This is a genomic window from Serratia sp. TSA_198.1 (assembly GCF_052686505.1).
The window spans coordinates 1-21,992 of record NZ_JBQZFP010000009.1 but is presented as its reverse complement, the minus strand read 5'-3'; the positions used below and the strand labels follow the sequence as shown (position 1 = coordinate 21,992).

The 21,992-nt window shown below is 58.6% G+C and carries 16 protein-coding genes, 1 tRNA gene and 1 rRNA gene; 6 read left to right on the top strand and 12 right to left on the bottom strand.

The window, feature by feature from the left end; all coding sequences use genetic code 11:
• Positions 1-225: 225 nt before the first annotated feature.
• Genes ACUTSW_RS23410 through ACUTSW_RS23390 form a run of 5 tightly spaced genes read right to left on the bottom strand, consistent with a single transcriptional unit; the run spans position 226 to position 4,744 of the window.
• Entirely contained in the window at positions 226-1,218 is a 993-nt protein-coding gene (locus tag ACUTSW_RS23410) for an ABC transporter ATP-binding protein (protein WP_062868889.1), read from the bottom strand.
• Between the two features lie 3 nt (positions 1,219-1,221).
• A complete protein-coding gene (locus ACUTSW_RS23405; protein WP_445585478.1) occupies positions 1,222-2,007 on the bottom strand; it encodes an ABC transporter permease in 786 nt (261 codons plus the stop codon).
• Between the two features lie 17 nt (positions 2,008-2,024).
• Positions 2,025-2,864 (bottom strand): ABC transporter permease, encoded by an 840-nt coding sequence (locus ACUTSW_RS23400; RefSeq protein WP_013814769.1) that lies wholly within the window; start codon positions 2,862-2,864, stop codon positions 2,025-2,027.
• Positions 2,865-2,873: 9 nt separating this feature from the next.
• On the bottom strand, positions 2,874-3,671 hold the full coding sequence (locus tag ACUTSW_RS23395) for an alkaline phosphatase family protein (RefSeq protein ID WP_013814770.1): 798 nt from the start codon (positions 3,669-3,671) through the stop codon (positions 2,874-2,876).
• An 11-nt stretch (positions 3,672-3,682) separates the two neighbouring features.
• Entirely contained in the window at positions 3,683-4,744 is a 1,062-nt protein-coding gene (locus ACUTSW_RS23390; protein ID WP_445585477.1) for an ABC transporter substrate-binding protein, read from the bottom strand.
• Positions 4,745-4,935: 191 nt separating this feature from the next.
• Between ACUTSW_RS23390 and ACUTSW_RS23385 the strand changes: the two genes are divergently transcribed.
• A complete protein-coding gene (locus ACUTSW_RS23385) occupies positions 4,936-5,661 on the top strand; it encodes a UTRA domain-containing protein (RefSeq protein ID WP_445585476.1) in 726 nt (241 codons plus the stop codon).
• Positions 5,662-5,735: 74 nt separating this feature from the next.
• Here the strand turns inward: ACUTSW_RS23385 and metH are convergent, their stop codons facing one another.
• Positions 5,736-9,446, bottom strand: a complete 3,711-nt coding sequence (metH, locus tag ACUTSW_RS23380; RefSeq protein WP_445585475.1) for a methionine synthase — start codon at positions 9,444-9,446, stop codon at positions 5,736-5,738.
• Positions 9,447-9,628: 182 nt separating this feature from the next.
• On the opposite strand from metH, the gene iclR reads away from it, so the two are divergent.
• The 5 genes from iclR to ACUTSW_RS23355 all read left to right on the top strand — a co-directional run bounded on the left by iclR (position 9,629) and on the right by ACUTSW_RS23355 (position 15,178).
• Positions 9,629-10,459, top strand: a complete 831-nt coding sequence (iclR, locus tag ACUTSW_RS23375; protein WP_004948889.1) for a glyoxylate bypass operon transcriptional repressor IclR — start codon at positions 9,629-9,631, stop codon at positions 10,457-10,459.
• A 236-nt stretch (positions 10,460-10,695) separates the two neighbouring features.
• Positions 10,696-11,235: a gluconokinase gene (gntK, locus tag ACUTSW_RS23370; protein ID WP_062791567.1), complete on the top strand. Its 540-nt coding sequence runs from the start codon at positions 10,696-10,698 to the stop codon at positions 11,233-11,235.
• The gene (gene gntU / locus ACUTSW_RS23365) at positions 11,232-12,569 is read left to right on the top strand and encodes a gluconate transporter (protein ID WP_445585474.1); all 1,338 of its coding nucleotides are present in this window, start codon (positions 11,232-11,234) and stop codon (positions 12,567-12,569) included. The genes gntK and gntU overlap by 4 nt, the downstream gene beginning before the upstream one ends.
• Positions 12,570-12,678: 109 nt before the next feature.
• Positions 12,679-14,493, top strand: a complete 1,815-nt coding sequence (edd, locus tag ACUTSW_RS23360; protein WP_445585473.1) for a phosphogluconate dehydratase — start codon at positions 12,679-12,681, stop codon at positions 14,491-14,493.
• Between the two features lie 43 nt (positions 14,494-14,536).
• Positions 14,537-15,178 carry a bifunctional 4-hydroxy-2-oxoglutarate aldolase/2-dehydro-3-deoxy-phosphogluconate aldolase gene (locus ACUTSW_RS23355; protein ID WP_062868896.1) on the top strand — a complete coding sequence of 214 codons (642 nt, stop codon included), beginning with the start codon at positions 14,537-14,539 and terminating at the stop codon, positions 15,176-15,178.
• A 27-nt stretch (positions 15,179-15,205) separates the two neighbouring features.
• Here ACUTSW_RS23355 and aceK read toward each other — a convergent pair whose 3' ends face one another.
• From aceK to ACUTSW_RS23325, 6 genes are all read right to left on the bottom strand, one after another.
• On the bottom strand, positions 15,206-16,960 hold the full coding sequence (gene aceK / locus ACUTSW_RS23350; RefSeq protein WP_241921597.1) for a bifunctional isocitrate dehydrogenase kinase/phosphatase: 1,755 nt from the start codon (positions 16,958-16,960) through the stop codon (positions 15,206-15,208).
• Positions 16,961-17,030: 70 nt separating this feature from the next.
• On the bottom strand, positions 17,031-18,338 hold the full coding sequence (gene aceA / locus ACUTSW_RS23345; protein WP_004948909.1) for an isocitrate lyase: 1,308 nt from the start codon (positions 18,336-18,338) through the stop codon (positions 17,031-17,033).
• 46 nt (positions 18,339-18,384) lie between these two features.
• Positions 18,385-19,983, bottom strand: coding sequence for a malate synthase A (aceB, locus tag ACUTSW_RS23340; RefSeq protein WP_445585472.1), 1,599 nt, complete (start codon positions 19,981-19,983; stop codon positions 18,385-18,387).
• 388 nt (positions 19,984-20,371) lie between these two features.
• Positions 20,372-21,301 carry a homoserine O-acetyltransferase MetA gene (metA, locus tag ACUTSW_RS23335; RefSeq protein ID WP_004948912.1) on the bottom strand — a complete coding sequence of 310 codons (930 nt, stop codon included), beginning with the start codon at positions 21,299-21,301 and terminating at the stop codon, positions 20,372-20,374.
• Between the two features lie 382 nt (positions 21,302-21,683).
• Positions 21,684-21,799, bottom strand: a 5S ribosomal RNA gene (gene rrf / locus ACUTSW_RS23330).
• A 51-nt stretch (positions 21,800-21,850) separates the two neighbouring features.
• Positions 21,851-21,926, bottom strand: a tRNA-Thr gene (locus ACUTSW_RS23325).
• Positions 21,927-21,992 lie beyond the last annotated feature (66 nt).

Here is a 21,992-nt window from a genome sequence, read left to right as displayed (position 1 = left end):
CGGCGGCAAGCGGGTGAATCCCCAGGAGCTTACCCAAGTAAGTGACTGGGGTGAGACCGCGCGGCCAAGACACCTGCAGCTTGAAAGGTGACGGGTATAGCAGGCTATCCTGCCTGCCGGGCGGTAGTCGGGCAGGACAGCGGTAACAGGCTGCAGACCGCATATTGGAAGGTTAACGCAACGGCAGGCATTACCCTGGAGTTATCATTGATTGCCGCAGCGAAGTCATGCAACTTCCCGTAATGTAACAGTTTCCAAGTGTAGCCCAATTTCGCTGCCGTCGGGCCGCAAATCCTCGACCGACCGGTTGAGCGCGTCAACCAACAGCTCAACGCCACGAACCTGGACACGGTAGCGTACCACATTCCCCAGCAGGCTATGGCTGAGGATCACCCCCTCGATCCCCTGCCCGGCCGGCAGCAACGCGATGGATTCAGGGCGTATCGCGACCTTGCCGGCGTAGCGGCGGCCGGTGAGTGCGCTCGCCTGTTCGGCGCTCAGCAAGTTGTAGTTGCCGATAAACCCGGCGGCGAAGACGTTAGCCGGCTGGGTGTACAGGGTTTCCGCATCGCCGCTCTGCACGATTTGGCCCTTGTTCATCAGCACGATGCGATCCGACAACGTCAGCGCCTCTTCCTGATCGTGGGTAACGAAGATTGCCGTCAGGTTCAGTTCACGCTGGATACGGCGGATCTGCTCGCGCAGATGCTTGCGGATACGTGCATCCAGCGCCGACAGCGGCTCGTCGAGCAGCAGCAGACGCGGGCGGGTCACCAGCGATCGCGCCAGCGCTACCCGCTGACACTGCCCGCCGGACAGTTGATGCGGATAACGCTTCGCCAGTTCGGTCAACTCCACCAGCGCCAGCACTTCCTCTACCCGATGCTGGATCTGCCCGGCCGCCAGTTTCTGCATTTTCAGGCCAAACGCCACGTTGCCTTCAACGGTCATGTTCGGGAACAGCGCATAACTCTGGAACACCATACCTATGCCGCGCTTTTGCGGCGGCACCGGCACCAGATCCTGGCCCTGCAGCAAGATTTGCCCGCTGTCGACCGATGTCAGCCCCGCCAGGCAACGCAGCAGCGTGGATTTACCGCAGCCGCTCGGCCCGAGCAGCGTGACGAACTCGCCCTCCTCGGCGGTAAAATCGATATCCTGAAACACCTGGGTCTGGCCATAGCGTTTATTGAGGCGGGTGACAGTGAGATATGCCATGCGTTAACCCTTATTTTTATTCAGCAAATTCGCCAGCAAGGTGACAATCAGCACCACGGCGAAATAAGAAATGACCAGTGCGCTGGTGAAGTGGCCGCTGCCGTTGCGCATGTTATAGAGGTAAACCTGCAGCGTTTCATACTGGCTGCCCACCAGCAGGTTGGCGAAGACGAATTCGCCAATCAGGAACGAGAACGACAGCAGCACCGCAATCATTCCGCCCTTGTGCAGGTTCGGCAGCACCACCAGCAGCGCCGCCTGCCAGGTGCTGGCGCCCAATAGGTGTGCCGCGTCCATCAAATCACGCAGGTTGATCGCCTGCATGTTGTTGCTGATGGCGCGGTAAATAAACGGCAGGGCAATCGAGAAGTAACAGCCGATCAGGATCCAGGGCGTGCCGAGCAGCGGCAGCGGATCGGCGGCGAACAGCTGCATCAACCCGACTGCCGACACCACCGGCGGTACGGCGAACGGCAACAGGATCAGCACGTTCATCACCGCGTCCAGTTTGGGAAAATAGTACGCAATCACGAACATCATCGGCAAAATCACCACCACCGCCAGCACCAGGGTGCCGAAACAGATCAGCAACGAGTGCCACAGCGCCAGCAGGAAACGGGGATCGCTCCACAACGCCGTCACCCACTTCAGGGTAAAACCGTCCGGCAGGATGGTGGCGCCCCACTGAGTGGCCAGCGCGTAAATCAGCGTCGCCGCCAGCGGTAACAGCAGGATCAGCAACAGCAGACTGGTCACCACACGGTGGTAGCCGGTTTCAAAACGGGACATGGCCGCCCTCCGCAACATTATGAGCGCGCATTCAGGTAACTCCTGCGCAACAGCCATTGGTGGATCAGGGTAATGAACGCCATCATCGCCACCAACAGCATCGCCAGCGCGCTGGCCAGGTTCGGGTCGAGGGAAATATCCCCCGCCACCAGCGACGAAATACGTATCGGTATCACGTTGAAATTGCCGGTGGTCAGCGCATATACCGTGGCATAGGCGCCCAGCGCGTTAGCCAGCAGGATGACAAAGGTGCCCATCAGCGCCGGCGCCAGCACCGGCAGGCCGATATGCCGCCAGTAGCGCCATGGGCTGGCGCCAAGCAGCGATGCCGACTCGCGCCAGTCCTCACGCAGCGCGTCGAACGCCGGGTACAACAGCAATACGCCCAGCGGGATCTGGAAATAGGTGTAAAGCACGATCAGCCCGGTTTTGGAGTAAAGGTTAAAGCTCTCCATCAGGCCGTACTTGCGCAGCAGCAACGTCAGGCAGCCGTTCAGCCCCAACAGGATGACAAAGGCGAAGGCCAGCGGCACCCCGGCAAAGTTGCTGGTCATATTGGTAAACGACATCACAAAATCGTGGAACCGCGTCTGACCCAATTGACGCAGTGAGTAACTGCCGACCAGGGCAATCAGCAGCCCGTAAACGCTCGACCAGAGGGAAATCTCCAGCGAGAACTGAAACGCCTGCAGATAGAACGGCGAGGTCAGGACGTCAACGTAATTGCCCAGCCCCCAACCGCTGGTCTGGCTGAAAAAACTGCTGACCGCAATCCACACCAGCGGCGCGATTTGAAACGCGCCGAACAGCAGGATAAACGGCAGCAGGCACAGCGCGGCAATCCACTTAGCTTTCATTATTCACCCTTATGCCAACAGCGCACGGCAACGCGGCTTGTCGTGCGCTACCTGTAGCACCTCGCACAGCGTGCCGCACAGGTCAGTTTGCTGCGGGTTAGCGTCGTTCTGACTGAAAGCCGCACCGAACACGAACAGCGGTACCTGTCGCTCCTCCGGCAATACACCGCCGTGGCTGCGGTCGTCATTCATACCGTGATCGGCCGTCACCATCACCTGATATCCGGCGCTTAGCCAGTCGCCCAGATAGCGAGACAGCACGCCATCGGCATTGCGAGCCGCGTTACGGTACTGCGGTGAAGACAAGCCGAAGCGGTGTCCGGCATCGTCGATGTTCATCGGATGGATCAGCAGGAAATCGGGCTGATGACGGCGACGCAGGCTTTCGGCGTCGTCAAACAGATGGGAGTCCGGGTAACGGTCGTCGTAATAAAAATGGCCGTGCTGAATGGGCAGCCCGGCATCGTCGGTATGGCGATCGCGCGCGGCGTCGAACGGGGTACGGTTATACAGCTCACTGAACCAATGGTAGGCGGCCGCAGCGGTAGTCAGCCCTGCGGCGCGCGCATAGTGAAACACGCTTTGCTGATGCGAGAGGCGCGATACCTGGTTATGCACCACGCCGCTTTCCACCGGCGGCACGCCGGTGAGAATGCATTCATACAGAGGCCGAGAGAGCGAAGGCAGCTCGCTCTCCAGCTGATACAACCGTCCGCGCCCTGCCGCACACTCGGCCTGCAGATACCCCATGGCGTCATGCGCCACCTGATAGTTCAGACCGTCCAGCAGTACGAGGATCGTTTTCATGATGGCTTAACTCACTGCTGCATAAACATAATGACGTTTTCCTGCCACTGGCGCGGCAGCGTTTTGGCGCTTTGTTCCCAGGCCGCCGGATCGGCGATCGGGTGGGCGTTTTTATACTGTTCGGCCGGCAACAGCTTGGCTTTTACGTCGTCCGGCAGCGTCAGGTGCTCCGCACGGATCGGGCGAGCATAACCGCGCGCCAGATTGATCTGACCGGCGTCGGAGAAGATGTATTCACGCGCCAGCTTGGCGGAGTTCGGGTGTTTGGCGAATTTGTTGATGATGGTGGTATAGCCTGACGTGATTGAGCCGTCGGACGGGATCAACACTTCAAAACGGGTTTTGTCGATCTGGTCACGGTAGTTCAGGCCGTTAAAGTCCCACACCACGCCGACCTGCACTTCGCCTTTTTCCAGCGAGGCGATCACCGGGTTGCTCAGGCTCAGGCGCCCGGCCTTGGCCAACTTGCCGAAGAACTCCAGACCCGGCTTCAGGTTTTTCTCGTTGCCGCCCATGGCGTAAGTGGCCGCCAGCACGCCGCTTGCCGCCTGCGAGGCGGTGCCGACGTCACCGATGGTGACCTGATAAGTGCCTTTCAGCAGATCGGCCCAGCTATGCGGGATCTCTTTCACCTGCTGTTTGTTGATAATGAAGGCAATGGTGCCGGTATAGGCCAGCGCCCAATGGCCATCCTTGTCTTTCGCCCAGCCAGGCACCTGCTCCCAAGTGGACGGCTTATAAGGTTGGGTTACCCCTTTTTGCACAGCGATGGGGCCGAATGCCGCGCCCACGTCACCGATATCCGCCGTGGCATTGCCCTTTTCCGCGTCGAACTTGGCGATTTCCTGCGCCGAGCTCATGTCGGTATCGAGATGCTTCAAGCCGTACTTGCTCTGCAGATCCTGCCAGGTGTCTTTCCAGTTGGCCCAGCTGTCCGGCATGCCGACGCTGTTGACTTCACCTTCCTTCTTGGCAGCCTGCTCCAACGCAGCCAGATCGGGATCCGCGGCCCAGCTCATCTGGCTGGTCAGTACAATGGCACTGGTTAACACAGAAGCGCACAAACGTTTCATAACAGATGCTCCAGGTGGTAGTGTGGGAAGTCACTGGACTAGTCCAGCAAGAACCAAGCCAATCTAACGGACGAATGTGATAATTATATGTCAGCCCAAAAAAGCAGCAGTTTTATCTCATTTACGCCTCAAGGGGCCGCCCGCTGGTCTACCTTAACGGGAGCAATGCGCACTGAAATGGGGCATGTGGAATGAGTGAAGGATCAACCGCCGTGGCGGCAATCTGCCAGACGTTGAACGCCCGCATCATCGCAGGGGAATTCAGCGCCGACGGCAAGCTGCCTTCCGAACGCGCCCTGAGCGAGCAGTTTTCCACCACCCGCATTACGCTGCAGGAAGCGCTCGGTCAGTTGGAGGCGCAGGGGGTGATTTACCGTCAGGTGAGGCGCGGCTGGTTTATCTCACCGCCACGGTTGGTGTACAACCCGTTGCAGCGCAGCCACTTCCACGCCATGGCCCAGCAGCAGGGGCGCGACGCCCACACCCAGGTGATCGACAGTGGCCACGTGCAGGCCGACGCCGCCCTGGCGCGGCGGCTGGAGCTGCCGGAGGGCGCAGAGGTTTACCGCATCCGCCGGCTACGCTTTATCGACGGGCGTGCAGTGTTGTATTGCGAGCACTACCTCAACCCGGCCTACTTCGCCGGTATCCTGGATGCCGATTTGACGCAGTCGCTGACCGCGCTGTACGCAGAGCACTACGGTATCCGTTATGGCCGGGTACGCTTCGATATGCTGCCGACCCTGTTACCGCAGGAGGCAGCCACGATGCTGAAGGTCACCTACGGCAGCCCGTCGCTGTTTATTACCCGGGTGAACCGGGATCAACACGATCGGGTGATTGATTGCGATTTGGAGTATTGGCGCTACGACGCGCTGCACATTGATGTCGAAGCGGTGGCGAACGACGAGGGATAAGAAGAGGCCAACATGTTGGCCCCTTACGAGAGGAACTGGCTGACAGGGGCGCCGCGTGCAGCGCCCCTGCGTCATCAGTCGGCGTCGTAGCCCAGGTTAGGCGCCAGCCAGCGTTCAACTTCGCTGATGCTCATGCTTTTGCGCGCCGCATAGTCTTCCACCTGATCGCGCTGGATCTGCGCCACCGCAAAGTACTTGCTCTCCGGATGGCTGAAGTACCAGCCCGACACCGCCGCTCCCGGCCACATGGCGAAGGATTCGGTCAGCTCCATGCCGGTGTGGCGGTTAACGTCCAACAGGCGCCAGATCTCCGCTTTCTCGGTATGCTCCGGGCAGGCCGGGTAGCCCGGCGCCGGGCGGATGCCCTGGTAATTCTCGCGTATCAGCTCTTCGTTGCTAAGGTTCTCGTCAGCGGCAAAGCCCCAGTGCAATTTACGCACCTGCTCATGCAGGTACTCGGCGAAAGCTTCCGCCAGGCGATCGGACAACGCCTTGATCATGATTTTATTGTAATCATCATGCTGCGCATCATAGGCCACCGCCAGCTCATCCTCTTCCAGACCGCCGGTCACGGCGAAAGCGCCGAAATAGTCGGCCTTGCCGCTGCTTTTCGGCGCGACGAAGTCCGCCAGGCAGTAGTTCGGGAAGTCGGTTTTCTCGGTCTGCTGGCGCAGGTGACGGCTGACCACCAGCACCTCGTCGCGGTTTTCGTCGCGATACACCTCAATGTCGTCGCCGACGCGGTTGGCCGGGAACAGGCCGTAGACGCCGCGCGGGTTGAGGCTGCCGTTGGCGGCCAGCATGTCCAGCATCTGGTTGGCATCGGCGAACAGGCGCTTGGCCTCTTCACCCACCACCTCGTCCTCCAGAATCCGTGGGTATTTACCTGCCAGCGACCAGGTCATGAAGAACGGTGTCCAGTCGATGTACTGCCTCAGCGTCTCGATACCGGCCTCTACCGCATGTACCCCAAGCTGCTTCGGCACCGGCGGCCGGTAGTTTTCCCAATCCAGCGCCATGGCGTTATCGCGCGCTTTTTGCAGGCTGACCGGCGGGGTGCGCGGTTTTTTACGCGCATGCTGGATACGCACGGTTTCGTATTCTTTACGGGTACGCGCCACAAAATCGTCGCGCTGGGTAGCGGACAGCAACGCCGACACCACGCCCACGGTGCGGGAGGCATTTTGCACGTAGGTGGTCGAGCCGCTGTAGTTCTGTTCAATCTTCACCGCCGTATGCGCCTTGGAGGTGGTCGCGCCGCCAATCAGTAAAGGCAGGGTAAAGCCCTGGCGCTCCATCTCTTTCGCCACGTTGACCATTTCATCCAGCGACGGGGTGATCAGCCCCGACAAGCCGATGATGTCCACGTTCTGTTCGCGGGCGGTTTTCAGGATTTTCTCCGTCGGCACCATCACGCCCAGATCGACGATTTCGTAGTTGTTGCACTGCAACACCACGCCGACGATGTTTTTGCCGATGTCATGCACGTCGCCCTTCACCGTCGCCAGCAGGATTTTGCCCGCAGTGGTGCCTTTCTGCTTGCTGGCTTCAATGTAGGGCTCCAGATAGGCCACCGCCTGCTTCATCACGCGGGCGGACTTCACCACCTGCGGCAGGAACATCTTGCCTTCGCCGAACAGGTCGCCGACCACGTTCATCCCCGCCATCAGCGGCCCTTCGATCACTTCGATCGGGCGATCCGCCCGCTGCCGGGCCTCTTCGGTATCCAGCTCGATAAACTCGGTAATGCCTTTCACCAGCGAGTATTCCAGCCGCTTTTCTACCGGCCAGCCGCGCCATTCCGCCTGCTGCACCGCCACTTCGTTGTCTTTGCTGCCGCGATATTTCTCCGCCAGATCCAACAGGCGCTCGGTGCCGTCGTCACGGCGGTTGAGGATCACGTCCTCCACCGCGTTACGCAGTTCGTCACTCAGATCGTCGTAGATCGCCAGTTGCCCGGCGTTGACGATGCCCATGTCCATGCCGTTGCGGATCGCGTGGTACAGGAAGACCGCGTGGATCGCTTCGCGCACCGGATCGTTGCCGCGGAACGAGAACGACACATTGGACACCCCGCCGGAGATCATCGCGTGCGGCAGGTGGGTTTTGATGTCGGCGCAGGCCTCGATAAAGTCGACGGCATAGTTGTTATGCTCTTCGATACCGGTGGCGACGGCAAAGATGTTCGGGTCAAAAATAATGTCTTCCGGCGGGAAGCCGACGCGTTCGGTCAGAATTTTATAGGCGCGGCGACAGATCTCGAACTTGCGCTCGCGGGTATCGGCCTGGCCAACCTCGTCAAACGCCATGACCACCACCGCCGCGCCGTAGCGGCGCACCAGTTTGGCGTGGTGAATAAAGGCCTCTTCACCTTCTTTCATCGAGATGGAGTTAACGATGCCTTTGCCCTGAATGCACTTCAGGCCTTTTTCGATCACCGACCATTTGGAGGAGTCGATCATGATCGGCACCCGGGCGATGTCCGGCTCGCCGGCAATCAGGCTGAGGAAACGCACCATCGCCGCTTCGGCGTCCAGCATCCCTTCATCCATGTTGATATCTATTATCTGCGCGCCGCTTTCCACCTGTTGGCGCGCCACGGCCAAAGCTTCGTTATATTTTTCTTCTTTAATCAGCCGTTTGAAGCGCGCAGAGCCGGTGACGTTGGTCCGTTCACCGACGTTGACGAACAGCGTTTTGGCGTCGATATTCAGCGGTTCAAGGCCGGCCAAACGGCAGGCTACCGGGATATCCGGCAAGGGGCGCGGCGGTACGCCCGCCACCGCATCGACCATTGCGGCGATATGCTCCGGCGTGGTGCCGCAACAGCCGCCGATAATATTGAGGAAACCGGCCTGCGCCCACTCGCCCACCTGTTTCGCCATCTCTTGCGCGTCCAGATCGTACTCGCCGAAAGCGTTGGGCAAACCGGCGTTAGGGTGTGCGGTGACGTAGGTTTCCGAGATGCGCGACAACTCGGCAACGTATTGACGCAGCTCGTCCGGCCCCAACGCACAGTTCAGGCCAAAACTCAGCGGCTTGACGTGGCGCATCGAGTTATAGAAGGCTTCGGTGGTTTGGCCGGACAGGGTACGGCCGGAGGCGTCGGTGATGGTGCCGGAGATCATGATCGGCAACTCCACCCCCAACGCTTCGAATTCGGTTTCCACCGCAAAGGCGGCGGCTTTGGCGTTCAGGGTATCGAAAATGGTTTCGATCATGATCAGATCGACGCCGCCTTCCACCAGCGCGCGCGTTGATTCGCGGTAGGCTTCCACCAGTTCGTCGAAGGAGACATTACGGAATGCCGGATCGTTGACGTTCGGCGAAATGGAAGCGGTGCGGTTGGTCGGGCCCAGCACCCCGGCCACGTAGCGCGGTTTATCCGGGGTACGCGCGGTCCATTCGTCGGCGCAGGCGCGCGCCAGGCAGGCGGCCTGATAGTTAATCTCGGCTGACAGCGACTCCATGTGGTAGTCGGCCATGGCGATGGTGGTGGAGTTGAAGGTGTTGGTTTCGAGAATATCGGCGCCCGCTTCCAGATAACCGTAGTGGATCGCGGTAATCACTTCCGGCTTGGTCAGCACCAGCAGGTCGTTATTGCCTTTCAGATCGCTCTGCCAGTCGGCAAAACGTTCGCCGCGAAAATCGCTCTCTTCCAGCCGGTAGCTCTGGATCATGGTGCCCATGCCGCCGTCCAACACTAAAATGCGCTGTGCTAACTGCCGGCGCAGTTGTTCTACTCGATTTGTCACTGTAACCCCTTCAATTACCATCCAGCCCATCGCTTAACTGCCGCAAAAACCAACGAGTCATCCTAGCACAGCTTGTGGGGCCAAAGTGGCGCGCGGCAATTGAGAGTTTTTCAGGTTGCCCGACAACACATCCGATGAGATGACAGACGGCTTGCAATTCATCTGCAAAAAACGAAAATGAATTCCATCATACGGAAAGAGGAATGCGAATTATGGTCACCCCCGCTCCCGCCAAACGCGGCAAAAAGCCCCGCGCCGCCTCGCCGGCCGCCAGCGCGGCGACCGGTCAGGTTCAATCGCTGACCCGCGGCCTGAAACTGCTGGAATACATTGCCGAAGCCCAGGGAAACGTGGCGCTGACCGATCTGGCCCAGCAGGCCGGGCTGCCGAATTCCACCACTCACCGCCTGCTCACCACCATGCAACAGCAAGGATTCGTGCGGCAGGTGGGCGATCTGGGCCTGTGGACCATTGGCTCACACGCCTTTGTGGTCGGCAGCAGCTTTCTGCAAAGCCGTAATCTGCTGGCGATGGTGCACCCGACGCTGCGCCGTCTGATGGAAGAATCCGGCGAGACGGTCAATCTGGCCGTGCTGGATACCAGCGAGTATCAGGCCATCATTATCGATCAAGTGCAATGCACCGCGCTGATGCGCATGTCGGCGCCGATCGGCGGTAAACTGCCGATGCACGCCTCCGGCGCGGGGAAGGCTTTTCTCTCTACCCTGTCGGATGAGCAAGTCACCAAACTGCTGCATAAAAAGGGCATGCAGACCTACACCCAGCATACGATGACGCCGCATAACCTGAAGGAAGGGCTGGCGCAGATCCGCAAACAGGGCTTTTCCTTCGACGACGAAGAGCATGCCCTCGGCCTGCGCTGCGTGGCGGCCTGCATCTTCGACGAGCACCGGGAAGCCTTCGCCGCCATTTCCATCTCCGGCCCGGTGTCGCGCATCACCGACAACCGCGTAATTGAGCTGGGCGCGCTGGTGATCCACGCCGCGAAAGAGATCAGTCTGGAGTACGGCGGCGTACGCTGAAGTGACCCCGGGGCGCCGCCAGCGGCGCCCCGTATCCCATGCTGTTGTCAGCATGTAAAACTCTGTAGGCAGAGTGTTTCCAGCCCCGAAAAAACCTTGAAGCCGATCACAGTTAACGATCCTCACCGCTAAAGCCCATTGCAACCGGCCAAACTTCCTTCGACAATGTTACCGATAACATGTTACCGGTAACAACGCCTGTCAATTAACCCTGTTTGCCGTTTTGGAGCTAAGCCATGACCAACAATCAAAACCGAATCTACGTCATCATGGGCGTTTCCGGCAGCGGCAAATCCGCCGTGGCCGCGGCGACCGCCCGCCAACTGTCCGCCGGGTTCCTCGATGGCGATTTCCTGCACCCGCGCAGCAATATCCTGAAAATGGCTGCCGGTGAGCCGCTCAACGATGATGACCGCGCCCCGTGGCTGGCCGCGCTCAACGACGCCGCCTTCGCCATGCAACGCACCCATAGCGTGTCGATCATCGTCTGCTCTGCGCTGAAAAAGCATTACCGCGATCGCCTGCGCGCCGGTAACGGCAACCTGTCATTCATCTATCTGCACGGTGATTTCCCGGTGATCGAAGCCCGCCTGGCGGCGCGCAACGGCCACTTCTTCAAACCGCAAATGCTGGTCACCCAGTTCGCCGCGCTGGAACAACCGGGCGTCGATGAAAGCGACGTGATGGCCGTCGACATCAACCAGCCGCTGGAAGGCGTCATTGCCGATACGGTGCGCCATATCCAAAGCTTCCTGCCGCAGGACGTGTGCGCGTGAGTACGATAACGCTGGTCGGTACCGCAGTCGGCTCGGTTTTACTGCTGTTATTCCTGGTGATGAAGGCGCGCATGCACGCCTTCGTCGCGTTAATGCTGGTGTCTATCGCCGCCGGTATTTTCTCCGGCATGCCGCTCGGCCACATTGCCGACACCATGCAGAAAGGCATGGGCGATACGCTGGGATTTCTGGCGATTGTGGTGGCGCTGGGCGCCATGTTCGGCAAGATCCTGCATGAGGTCGGCGCGCTGGACCAAATTGCGACGCATTTACTGAAACGTTTCGGTCAGAGCAAGGCGCATTATGCCCTCGGCATCGCCGGTTTGATCTGCGCCTTGCCGCTGTTCTTTGACGTGGCGGTGGTGCTGCTGATCGGCATCGTATTTGCCGTGGCGCGCCGCACCGACGGTAACATCGTCAAGCTGGCTATTCCACTGTTTGCCGGCGTCGCGGCAGCCGCTTCGTTCCTGCTGCCGGGGCCGGTACCGATGCTGCTGGCTTCGCAGATGAAGGCCGATTTCGGCTGGATGATCGCCATCGGGCTGGTCGCCGCCATTCTCGGCATGTTGATTGCAGGTCCGTTGTACGGCAGCTTTATCAGCCGCTTCGTTAACTGGCCAATGCCGGCGGAGGAAAACGAACCTACGCTCAATAAAGGCAATCTGCCGTCATTTGGCTTTAGCCTGGCGCTGGTACTCTGCCCGCTGGTGCTGGTCGGCATGAAAACCATTGGCGCACGGCTGGTCACGCCCGGCTCACAATTGCAGCAGTGGCTGGAGTTTATCGGCCACCCGTTCACCGCCATTCTGATCGCCTGTCTGATCGTGATTTACGGCCTGGCTAAACCGCGCGGCATGACCAATGAACAAACGCTGGCCATCTGCTCTGCGGCAGTGCAACCCGCCGGGATTATTCTGCTGATGACCGGCGCGGGCGGCGTGTTCAAACAGATCCTGGTGGATTCCGGCGTTGGCCCGGCGCTGGGTGATGCCATGATCGGCGCCGGCCTGCCGATCGCCGTAGCCTGTTTCGCGCTGTCCGCCGTAGTGCGGGTGATTCAGGGGTCTGCGACCGTCGCCTGCCTGACTACCGTCGGCCTGGTGCTGCCGGTCACCAGCCAGTTGGGGCTTGGCGGCGGACAACTGGCCGCGCTGGCTATCTGCATCGCCGGCGGCTCGATCGTACTTAGCCACGTGAACGACGCCGGTTTTTGGCTGTTCGGTAAATTTACCGGCGCCAACGAACTGCAAACGCTGAAAACCTGGACGGTGATGGAAACCATTCTGGGCAGCGTGGGTGGGATCATCGGCATGGTCGCCTTCACCCTGTTTTAAAAAATATAACGACATAACCCGCCCCCGGTCATTGCACATCAGGGCTGCAATCAACCACCGGGGGCAGCGCCACTGGCGACGTCAATAACAACAGCAATGTGAGGAAGGTATGCTTAATCCAACCCTATCTCGTGTCACACAGCGCATCATCGACCGCTCCAAAGAGAGCCGAACCGCCTATCTGGCGCGCATCGAGGCCGCCCGCTCCCAAACCGTGCACCGCGCGCAACTGGCCTGCGGCAACCTGGCGCATGGCTTTGCCGCCTGCCAACCGGATGACAAGACCGCGCTGAAAAATATGGTGCGCAGCGATATCGCCATCATCACCGCCTATAACGACATGCTTTCCGCCCACCAGCCGTATGAGAACTACCCACAGCGGCTGAAACAGGCGCTGCACGCGGTGGGCGCAGTCGGCCAGGTGGCCGGCGGCGTACCGGCTATGTGCGACGGCGTGACCCAGGGGCAGGACGGCATGGAGCTGTCGCTGATGAGCCGCGACGTAATCGCTATGTCTTCAGCCATCGGGCTGTCGCACAACATGTTCGACGGCGCGCTGTTCCTCGGCATCTGCGACAAAATCGTACCGGGTCTGGTGATGTCCGCCCTGTCCTTCGGCCATTTGCCGGCGCTGTTTGTGCCCGCCGGCCCGATGAGCAGCGGTCTGCCGAACAAAGAGAAAGTGCGCGTGCGCCAGTTGTACGCCGAAGGCAAGGCTGACCGCCTGGCGCTGCTGGAAGCAGAGGCTGCCTCTTATCACGGCATCGGCACCTGCACCTTCTACGGCACCGCCAACACCAACCAGATGGTGATGGAAGTGATGGGCCTGCACCTGCCGGGCGCGTCCTTTGTTCACCCCGCCACGCCGCTGCGCGATGCCCTGACCGACGCCGCCGCGCGCCAGGTTACCCGCCTGACCGAAACCGCCGGCAATTATCTGCCTGTCGGCCAACTGGTGGATGAGAAAGTGGTGGTGAACGGCATTGTTTCACTGCTGGCCACTGGCGGCTCCACCAACCTGACCATGCACATGGTGGCGATGGCGCGCGCTGCCGGCATCATCATCAACTGGGACGATTTCTCGGAACTGTCGGATGCGGTGCCGCTGCTGTGCCGCATCTACCCGAACGGCCCGGCGGACATCAATCAGTTCCAGGCTGCGGGCGGCGTAGCCTTGGTGGTACGCGAGCTTTTGAAGCATGGCCTGCTGCACGAGGATGTGCACACCGTGGCCGGTTTTGGCCTGGCGCGTTACACCCAGGAGCCGTGGCTGGATAACGGCCAACTGGCCTGGCGTGAAGGGGTGGAAAGTTCGCTCGACGCCAAGGTTATCGCCAGCCTTGCCCAACCGTTCGAACATCACGGTGGCACCAAGGTGCTTTCCGGCAACCTCGGCCGGGCGGTGATGAAAACCTCGGCGGTGCCGACCGACAATCAGATTATCGAAGCGCCGGCGGTAGTCTTCGAAAGCCAGCACGACATCGTACCGGCGTTCGAGGCCGGCAAACTGGATCGCGACTGCGTGGTGGTCGTGCGCTTCCAGGGGCCACAGGCCAACGGCATGCCAGAGCTGCACAAGCTGATGCCGCCGCTGGGCGTGTTGATGGACCGCGGTTTTAAAGTGGCGCTGGTGACCGACGGCCGCTTGTCCGGCGCTTCCGGCAAAGTGCCCTCCGCCATCCACGTTACCCCGGAAGCCTACACCGGCGGCATGCTGGCCAAGGTGCAAAACGGCGACCCGATCCGTGTTAACGGCCGCACCGGCGAGCTGGAGTTGTTGGTCGATGCCGATGTGCTGGCGCAGCGCGCCCCCTCTCAGCCGGACCTGAGCGCGGAACACGTCGGTTGCGGCCGCGAACTGTTCGGCGCCTTGCGCAGCCAGCTTTCCGGCGCTGAACAAGGTGCCTGCTGCATCAAATTTTAATCGTTAGCATGGCCGCGGCGGCCATAACTGGAGAACATCGTTAATGAACAATTGGAAGACAAGCGCAGAGCAAATCCTGATGGCCGGGCCTGTCGTACCGGTGATCGTCATCAACAAGCTCGAACATGCGGTTCCGCTGGCAAAAGCCCTGGTCGCCGGCGGCGTGCGGGTACTGGAAGTGACGCTGCGCACCGCCTGCGCGATGGATGCGATCCGCGCCATTGCCCAGGAAGTGCCGGACGCGATTATCGGTGCAGGCACCGTGATTAACCCGCAGCAGTTGCAGCAGGTGGCCGACGCCGGCGCACAGTTCGCCATCAGTCCGGGCCTGACCGACGAGTTGCTGAAAGCGGCCACCGCCGGTTCGATCCCGCTAATTCCCGGTATCAGCACCGTGTCTGAACTGATGCTGGGTATGGATTATGGCCTGCGCGAGTTCAAGTTCTTCCCGGCGGAAGCCAACGGCGGCGTGAAAGCGCTGCAGGCGATCGGCGGCCCGTTCCCGCAGGTGCGCTTCTGCCCCACCGGCGGCATTTCTCCGGGCAACTACCGCGACTATTTGGCGCTGAAAAGCGTGCTGTGCATCGGTGGCTCCTGGCTGGTGCCGGCGGATGCACTGGAAAACGGCGACTACGCGCGCATCACCGAGCTGGCTCGCGCAGCCGTTGCGGGTGCCGCAGCTTAATCGTATCGGGCGCGGCATGCCGCGCCCCTATGCGGTGGCTGATGTCGCGGGCAACTCCGTGCCGCTACGCTGGCTGAAACGCCGTTTCTTGCGGTAAGCGAACACATCTTCCACATGCCCATCGCGGATTCGCTGTTGCAACCCGCGCCAGTAGTCGGCCTCGAACAGGTCACTGTGCATCTCTTCAAACACCTGGCGGATGCGTCGATCGCCGCACAGGAAATGCCTGAACTCCTCCGGAAACACGTCGTTCGGTGACACGCTGTACCACGGCTCGCTGGCCAGTTCGTCTTCCGGATAGCGCGGCGGCGGAATATCGCGGAAATTCACCTCGGTCATGTAGCAAATTTCATCGTAATCGTAGAACACCACCCGCCCGTGACGGGTCACGCCGAAGTTCTTGAACAACATATCGCCGGGGAAAATATTGGCCGCCGCCAGTTGCTTGATGGCGTTGCCGTACTCCTCAATCGCATCGCGTATCTGCTGCTCACTGGCCTGCTCCAGATACAGGTTCAGCGGCGTCATGCGCCTTTCCATATACAGATGCTTGATCACGACGCGATCGCCCAGATCCTCCAGCTTGTCCGGCACTTCGCGCTGCAACTCCGCCAACAGCTCCGGGCTGAGACGCGCCTTGTCGACGACAAAATTCTCGTATTCCTGGGTATCCGCCATACGCCCGACGCGATCGTGTTCTTTCACCAGTTGGTAACAGGCCATCACCTGCGCCTGCGTCACTTCTTTTTGCGGTGCGAACTGATCTTTGATCACTTTGAACACCCGATCGAACGACGGCAGAGTAAACACCAGCATCACCATGCCCTTAACCCCTGGCGCGATGATGAACTGCTCCTGCGAGCGCGCCATGAACCTAAGGTATTCGCGGTAACATTCTGTTTTACCGTGCTTCTGGCAGCCAATCGCCATGTACAACTCGGCGGTGGTTTTACCCGGCAGGATCTCGCGCAGCCACTCGACCATAGCCGCCGGCAAGGGTGCATAAACCATGAAGTACGAGCGGGCGAAGCCGAACACGATGCTCGCCTCGGCCTTGCTGGTCAGGCAGGTATCGATAAACAGCGCGCCGGAATCGCTGTGATGAATAGGCAACAGGAAAGGATAAACGCCCTCCGCCAATCGCAGTTTGCCGACCAGCCAGGCGGCCTTGTTGCGATAAAACAGCTCATTGGCGATCTGGAACGTCGCCCCCGCCAGTTGCTGTGCGCTAAAGCTTTGCTGCAATGCCAGGGTGATGTAATGAATATCGCGCGGCAAGTTTTCCCACGGCAGGCGCAGGGGTAAATCGGTCAGCAGGGTGTGCAGCATCGCCGGGACGTCGCCGCCGGCGGTAAAATTGCGCGACAGCGGGCGCGGGATATCGCGAAAACGCCCTTCCGGCTGTGAACTGAAAACAAACAGCTTTTCCGGCGTCAGATCGCGGTGCCGGAACAGGCGGCAGTAGACCGAATTAAAGAAGCTCTCGGCAATCTCGAAACGCGGGTACTCCGGCAACAAATCGGTATAGACCGCCTTCACCCGGCAAGGGAAATCCGCATCAAAATATTTTTGCCCGGTGATGCACTTGAGTTGCTCCACCACCAGACCGACATGATGATCATACAGATGGATACGCTTTTTCATCGCCTGCTGTACGGCAGGCCAATCCGCCCGCTCAAAGCGCTGCTGCGCGCCGGCGGTCACCTCGAGGAAACGGCCGTATTGCGCATCAAAGCCCTGCAGGATCGTCTGTGCGATCAACAACTCCAGTTTTGCCGCCATCCCTACCTCCCGCCAGAAAACAGAGCCTGCATAAGCAGGCTCCGGAATACCCGTTATCAGCGCAGTTCCATCAGAACTGTTGCTCTTCCGTCGAACCGGTCAGCGCGGTCACCGAGGATGCGCCACCCTGAATGATGGTGGTGACTTTATCGAAGTAGCCGGTGCCCACTTCCTGCTGGTGTGAGGCAAAGGTGTAGCCACGCGCAACGGCGGCGAATTCCGGCTCTTGCACCTTCTCGACGTAGTGTTTCATGCCTTCACCCTGCGCGTAGGCGTGCGCCAGATCGAACATGTTGAACCACATGCTGTGGATGCCGGCCAAGGTAATGAACTGGTATTTGTAGCCCATCGCGGACAGCTCTTCCTGGAAGCGAGCGATAGTCTGATCGTCCAGGTTCTTTTTCCAGTTGAACGACGGCGAACAGTTGTAAGCCAGCAGCTTGCCCGGGAATTTGGCATGGATCGCGTCGGCGAAACGCTTGGCCGCTTGCAGATCCGGGGTTGAGGTTTCACACCACACCATGTCCGCATAAGGGGAGTAGGCCAGCCCGCGGCTGATCGCCTGTTCGATGCCGGCATGGGTGCGGAAAAAGCCCTCGGCGGTGCGTTCACCGGAAACGAACTCGCTGTCGTAAGGATCGCAATCGGACGTCAGCAAATCAGCCGCATCGGCATCCGTACGCGCAATCACCAGCGTCGGCACGCCGAGTACGTCGGCTGCCAGGCGCGCGGCAACCAGCTTCTGAATCGCTTCCTGGGTTGGCACCAGCACTTTGCCGCCCATATGGCCGCATTTTTTTACCGCCGCCAGTTGGTCTTCGAAATGCACCCCGGCAGCACCGGCTTCAATCATCGCTTTCATCAGTTCGTAGGCGTTCAATACGCCGCCAAAGCCGGCTTCCGCATCGGCGACGATCGGCAGGAAGAAATCGGTGTAGCCTTTGCTGCCCGGTTCAATCTTGTTGGACCACTGGATCTGATCGGCGCGGCGGAAAGTGTTGTTGATACGCTCAACCACCGTCGGTACCGAGTCCACCGGGTACAGCGACTGGTCCGGGTACATCGCGGTCGCGGTGTTGGCATCCGCCGCCACCTGCCAGCCAGACAGGTAAATCGCCTCCACGCCCGCTTTGGCCTGCTGCAACGCCTGGCCGCCAGTCAGCGCCCCCAGGCAGTTAACGTAGCCTTTGCGTGATTTGCCATTCAGCAGATCCCAAAGTTTGGCAGCGCCGTTCTGCGCCAGAGTGCAAACCGGGTTGACTGAGCCACGCAGGTTGATCACGTCTTCGGCGCTGTACGGGCGAGTGATGCCTTTCCAGCGGGCCGATTTCCATTCCTGTTCCAGCTGTTGAATCTGTTGAGTACGTGAGGTAGACATAATTTTATCCTTTTCAATAATGTAGGGTTAATGTTCAGGAATGTTTTCAGGCCAGTAATTCGTAGCCGGGCAATGTCAGGAAATCGATCAGCTCATCTGAAACGGTGATTTTCTCCATCAGGCGCGCGGCCTCGGTAAAACGCCCGTGGCTGAAACGTTGCTCGCCGAGTTCTTCTTGAATAACGAGAACTTCTTCGGCAAGCATCTTACGAAACAGCGCTTTGGTGACCAGTTGGCCGTCGCTGAGGGATTTTTCATGGTGGATCCACTGCCAGATCGAGGTACGGGAAATTTCTGCCGTCGCCGCATCCTCCATCAGCCCGTAAATCGGTACGCAGCCGTTGCCGGAGATCCAGGCCTCGATGTATTGCACCGCCACGCGAATGTTGGCACGCATACCGGCTTCGGTCCGCTCGCCGTCGCAAGGCTCCAGCAGCTGCGCGGCACTGATGGGCGCATCACTTTCACGCAACACTTCCAGCTGGTTGCGGCGCTCGCCGAGTACCCGGCTGAACACTTCCATCACGGTGTCCGCCAGCCCTGGGTGCGCCACCCAGGTGCCGTCGTGACCGTTATTGGCCTCCAGCTCTTTATCCGCCCGCACCTTGTTCAGCACCCAGGCATTTTTCTCGGCGTCTTTGCTCGGGATAAACGCCGCCATACCGCCCATCGCGAAGGCGCCACGTTTATGGCAGGTTTTGATCAGCAAGCGGGAATAGGCGCTGAGGAACGATTTGTCCATCGTGACCGACTGACGATCCGGTAACACTCGGTCAGCATGGTTTTTCAGCGTTTTTATGTAGCTGAAGATGTAATCCCAACGACCGCAGTTCAACCCGACGATATGGTCGCGCAGGTGATACAGGATCTCATCCATCTGGAAGACCGCCGGCAGCGTTTCAATCAGTACCGTGGCTTTGATGGTGCCGCGCGGCAGATCAAAGCGATCCTCGGTAAAGCTGAATACCTCACTCCACCAGGCCGCTTCCTGCCAGGACTGGGTTTTCGGCAGATAGAAGTAAGGGCCGCTGCCTTTTTCCAGCAGTTGGCGGTAGTTGTGAAAGAAATACAGTGCGAAATCAAACAGGCCACCGGGGATCGCTTCCCCTTGCCACTGCACGTGTTTCTCCGGCAGATGCAGGCCGCGTACACGGGCGATCAATACCGCCGGGTTCGGCTTCAACTGATAAATCTTTCCGGCTTCGTTGGTATAGGAGATGGTGCCGTTCACCGCATCATGCAGGTTGATTTGCCCCTCGATCACTTTGTCCCAGCTAGGTGCAAGCGAGTCTTCGAAATCGGCCATAAACACCTTCACATTGGCGTTCAAGGCATTGATCACCATCTTGCGTTCAACCGGCCCGGTGATTTCTACCCTGCGGTCGCGCAGATCATCGGGAATACCCAGGATCTTCCACTCACCTTCACGAATGGAAGTGGTTTCCGAAATAAATTCTGGAAGATCGCCTTGATCGATCTTCTGCTGCCAGCAGGCGCGCGCAGCCAATAGCTTGTTGCGCTGTGGAGTAAATTTACTCACCAGTTCCGCCAGGAATTCGACCGCGTCATCCGTTAACACCTGTCGCTCAGCAGCGGTAAAACCCTGCGTAAACGTTAACTCCGTGCCTACTATCTGTTGCGTCATTGTCTTACTCCTTCCCATTGTTGCGCACCCGCCGTCGCCAGAAGACAGGTGCTTCTTCATCAGAAATCAATGTGGATCAGGGTATGCAAAACGATCTCGGCTGGTCAGATCTCAACCCCATTGGATCTAAGAATACTCAACTAAAAATAAAAATCAAAAACGATTTCCATTTTAATATTAAATATTTTATTAACCTATTATTATCAACAAGTTAATTTGAATAACGGATTTAACCTACAAGGAAACCGGTTCCATTAAATATCAGAATATAAAATAAGTATTTGTTAATGAATGGATTTTATTGAGAATTCGGAGTGGAAAATGGGTTCTGGCCAGGAGGGAAGAACATCGGCGGCCTCGATTCAGCCGCCGGTAAAGGTAAAAAACGTTACTCGAGAGTGGGGTTCATATGGCGCAGATCGTACGGCGTGATCTGGTAAACATAGTAGTTCAGCCAGTTGGCGAACAGCAGATGACCATGGCTGCGCCAGGAGGCTTTTGGAGTGAGTTCGGGGTTATCATCGGGGAAGTAGTTTAGCGGAACAACAGGGTTAAGGCCGGCCTCGTTATCGCGACAATACTCACCCGCTAACGTCAACGCATCATATTCAGGGTGGCCTGTCACAAATGCCAGTCGCTTGTCTTTGCTGGCGAATAAATACGCCCCGGTTTGCTCCGACTCGGCCAGAATGTCCAGATCCGTGTATTGACGAATAATCTCTGTAGGGAAGTCCGCATAGCGTGAATGCGGTGCCAGGAAGGTCTCATCAAAACCACGAGTCAGCAGTGCATGCTGCTGCAATGTCTGATGCTGATAAACGCCCGAGAGCTTCTCCTCACGCGTCATCTTCGGGATGCCGTAGAGGATATTCAGCGCGGCCTGGACCGCCCAGCACACGAACAGCGTGGAGGTGACGTGGTTCTTCGCCCAGTCGATAACGCGTTCTATCTGCGGCCAGTAGGCAACATCACAAAAATCAACCAACCCCAACGGGGCGCCGGTTACGATCAGGCCATCGAAGTTCTGATCCTGAATGTCTTCAAAATCACAGTAAAAGTTGTTCAGATGCTCCGCCGGCGTGTTCTTCGACTCACGGCTGTCGATGCGCAGCAGCTGGATGTCAATTTGCAGCGAAGAGTTGGAAAGTAGACGCAAAAACTGGTTTTCCGTCTCGATCTTCTTTGGCATCAGGTTGAGGATCAGTACTTTCAACGGCCTGATTTCCTGTGTTTTTGCCCGAGAGGATGTCATCACAAAGACATTCTCATTGCGCAAGAAACTGACTGCAGGTAACTCATCAGGAACACGAATCGGCATTGCTTAATCCTCACACATCCGTTTATACGTTTAGACTTCTAGATGCCCGAAGATAGCGTTTTTTTGGCTCAATGTCGAGTGTTCAACGGTAAGGTGAAAATGTTTCATTGCTGAGAACTGAAGGGAATGAAGCACCGTTATCGGGCAAATGCTGAAAAGCAAAAAGGCCATCCTTTCGGATGGCCTCTCGGCTTAATTGATGCTTGGCAGTGTCCTACAATATTCGTCTCATCCTGAGACTCACCCCTTCGGGGCCACCGCAAGCGGCGTTGAAGCCCGTTCCCGACGGGCTTTTCGCATTTCCATGCTCGAGTAGAACACCCAAAAATAGATAAAACAAAAAGCCCTATGCTTTCGCATAGGGCTTGTTGCTTTAATTGATGCTTGGCAGTGTCCTACTCTCGCATGGGGAGACCCCACACTACCATCGGCGCTACGGCGTTTCACTTCTGAGTTCGGCATGGGGTCAGGTGGGACCACCGCGCTATTGCCGCCAAGCAAATTCTTTTAATTCTTTTTGCCGAACTTCTAAACCCACTTTAAATAAAGTGGTGCTGATACCCAGAGTCGAACTGGGGACCTCACCCTTACCAAGGGTGCGCTCTACCAACTGAGCCATATCAGCACACTAATTTGATGCCTGGCAGTGTCCTACTCTCGCATGGGGAGACCCCACACTACCATCGGCGCT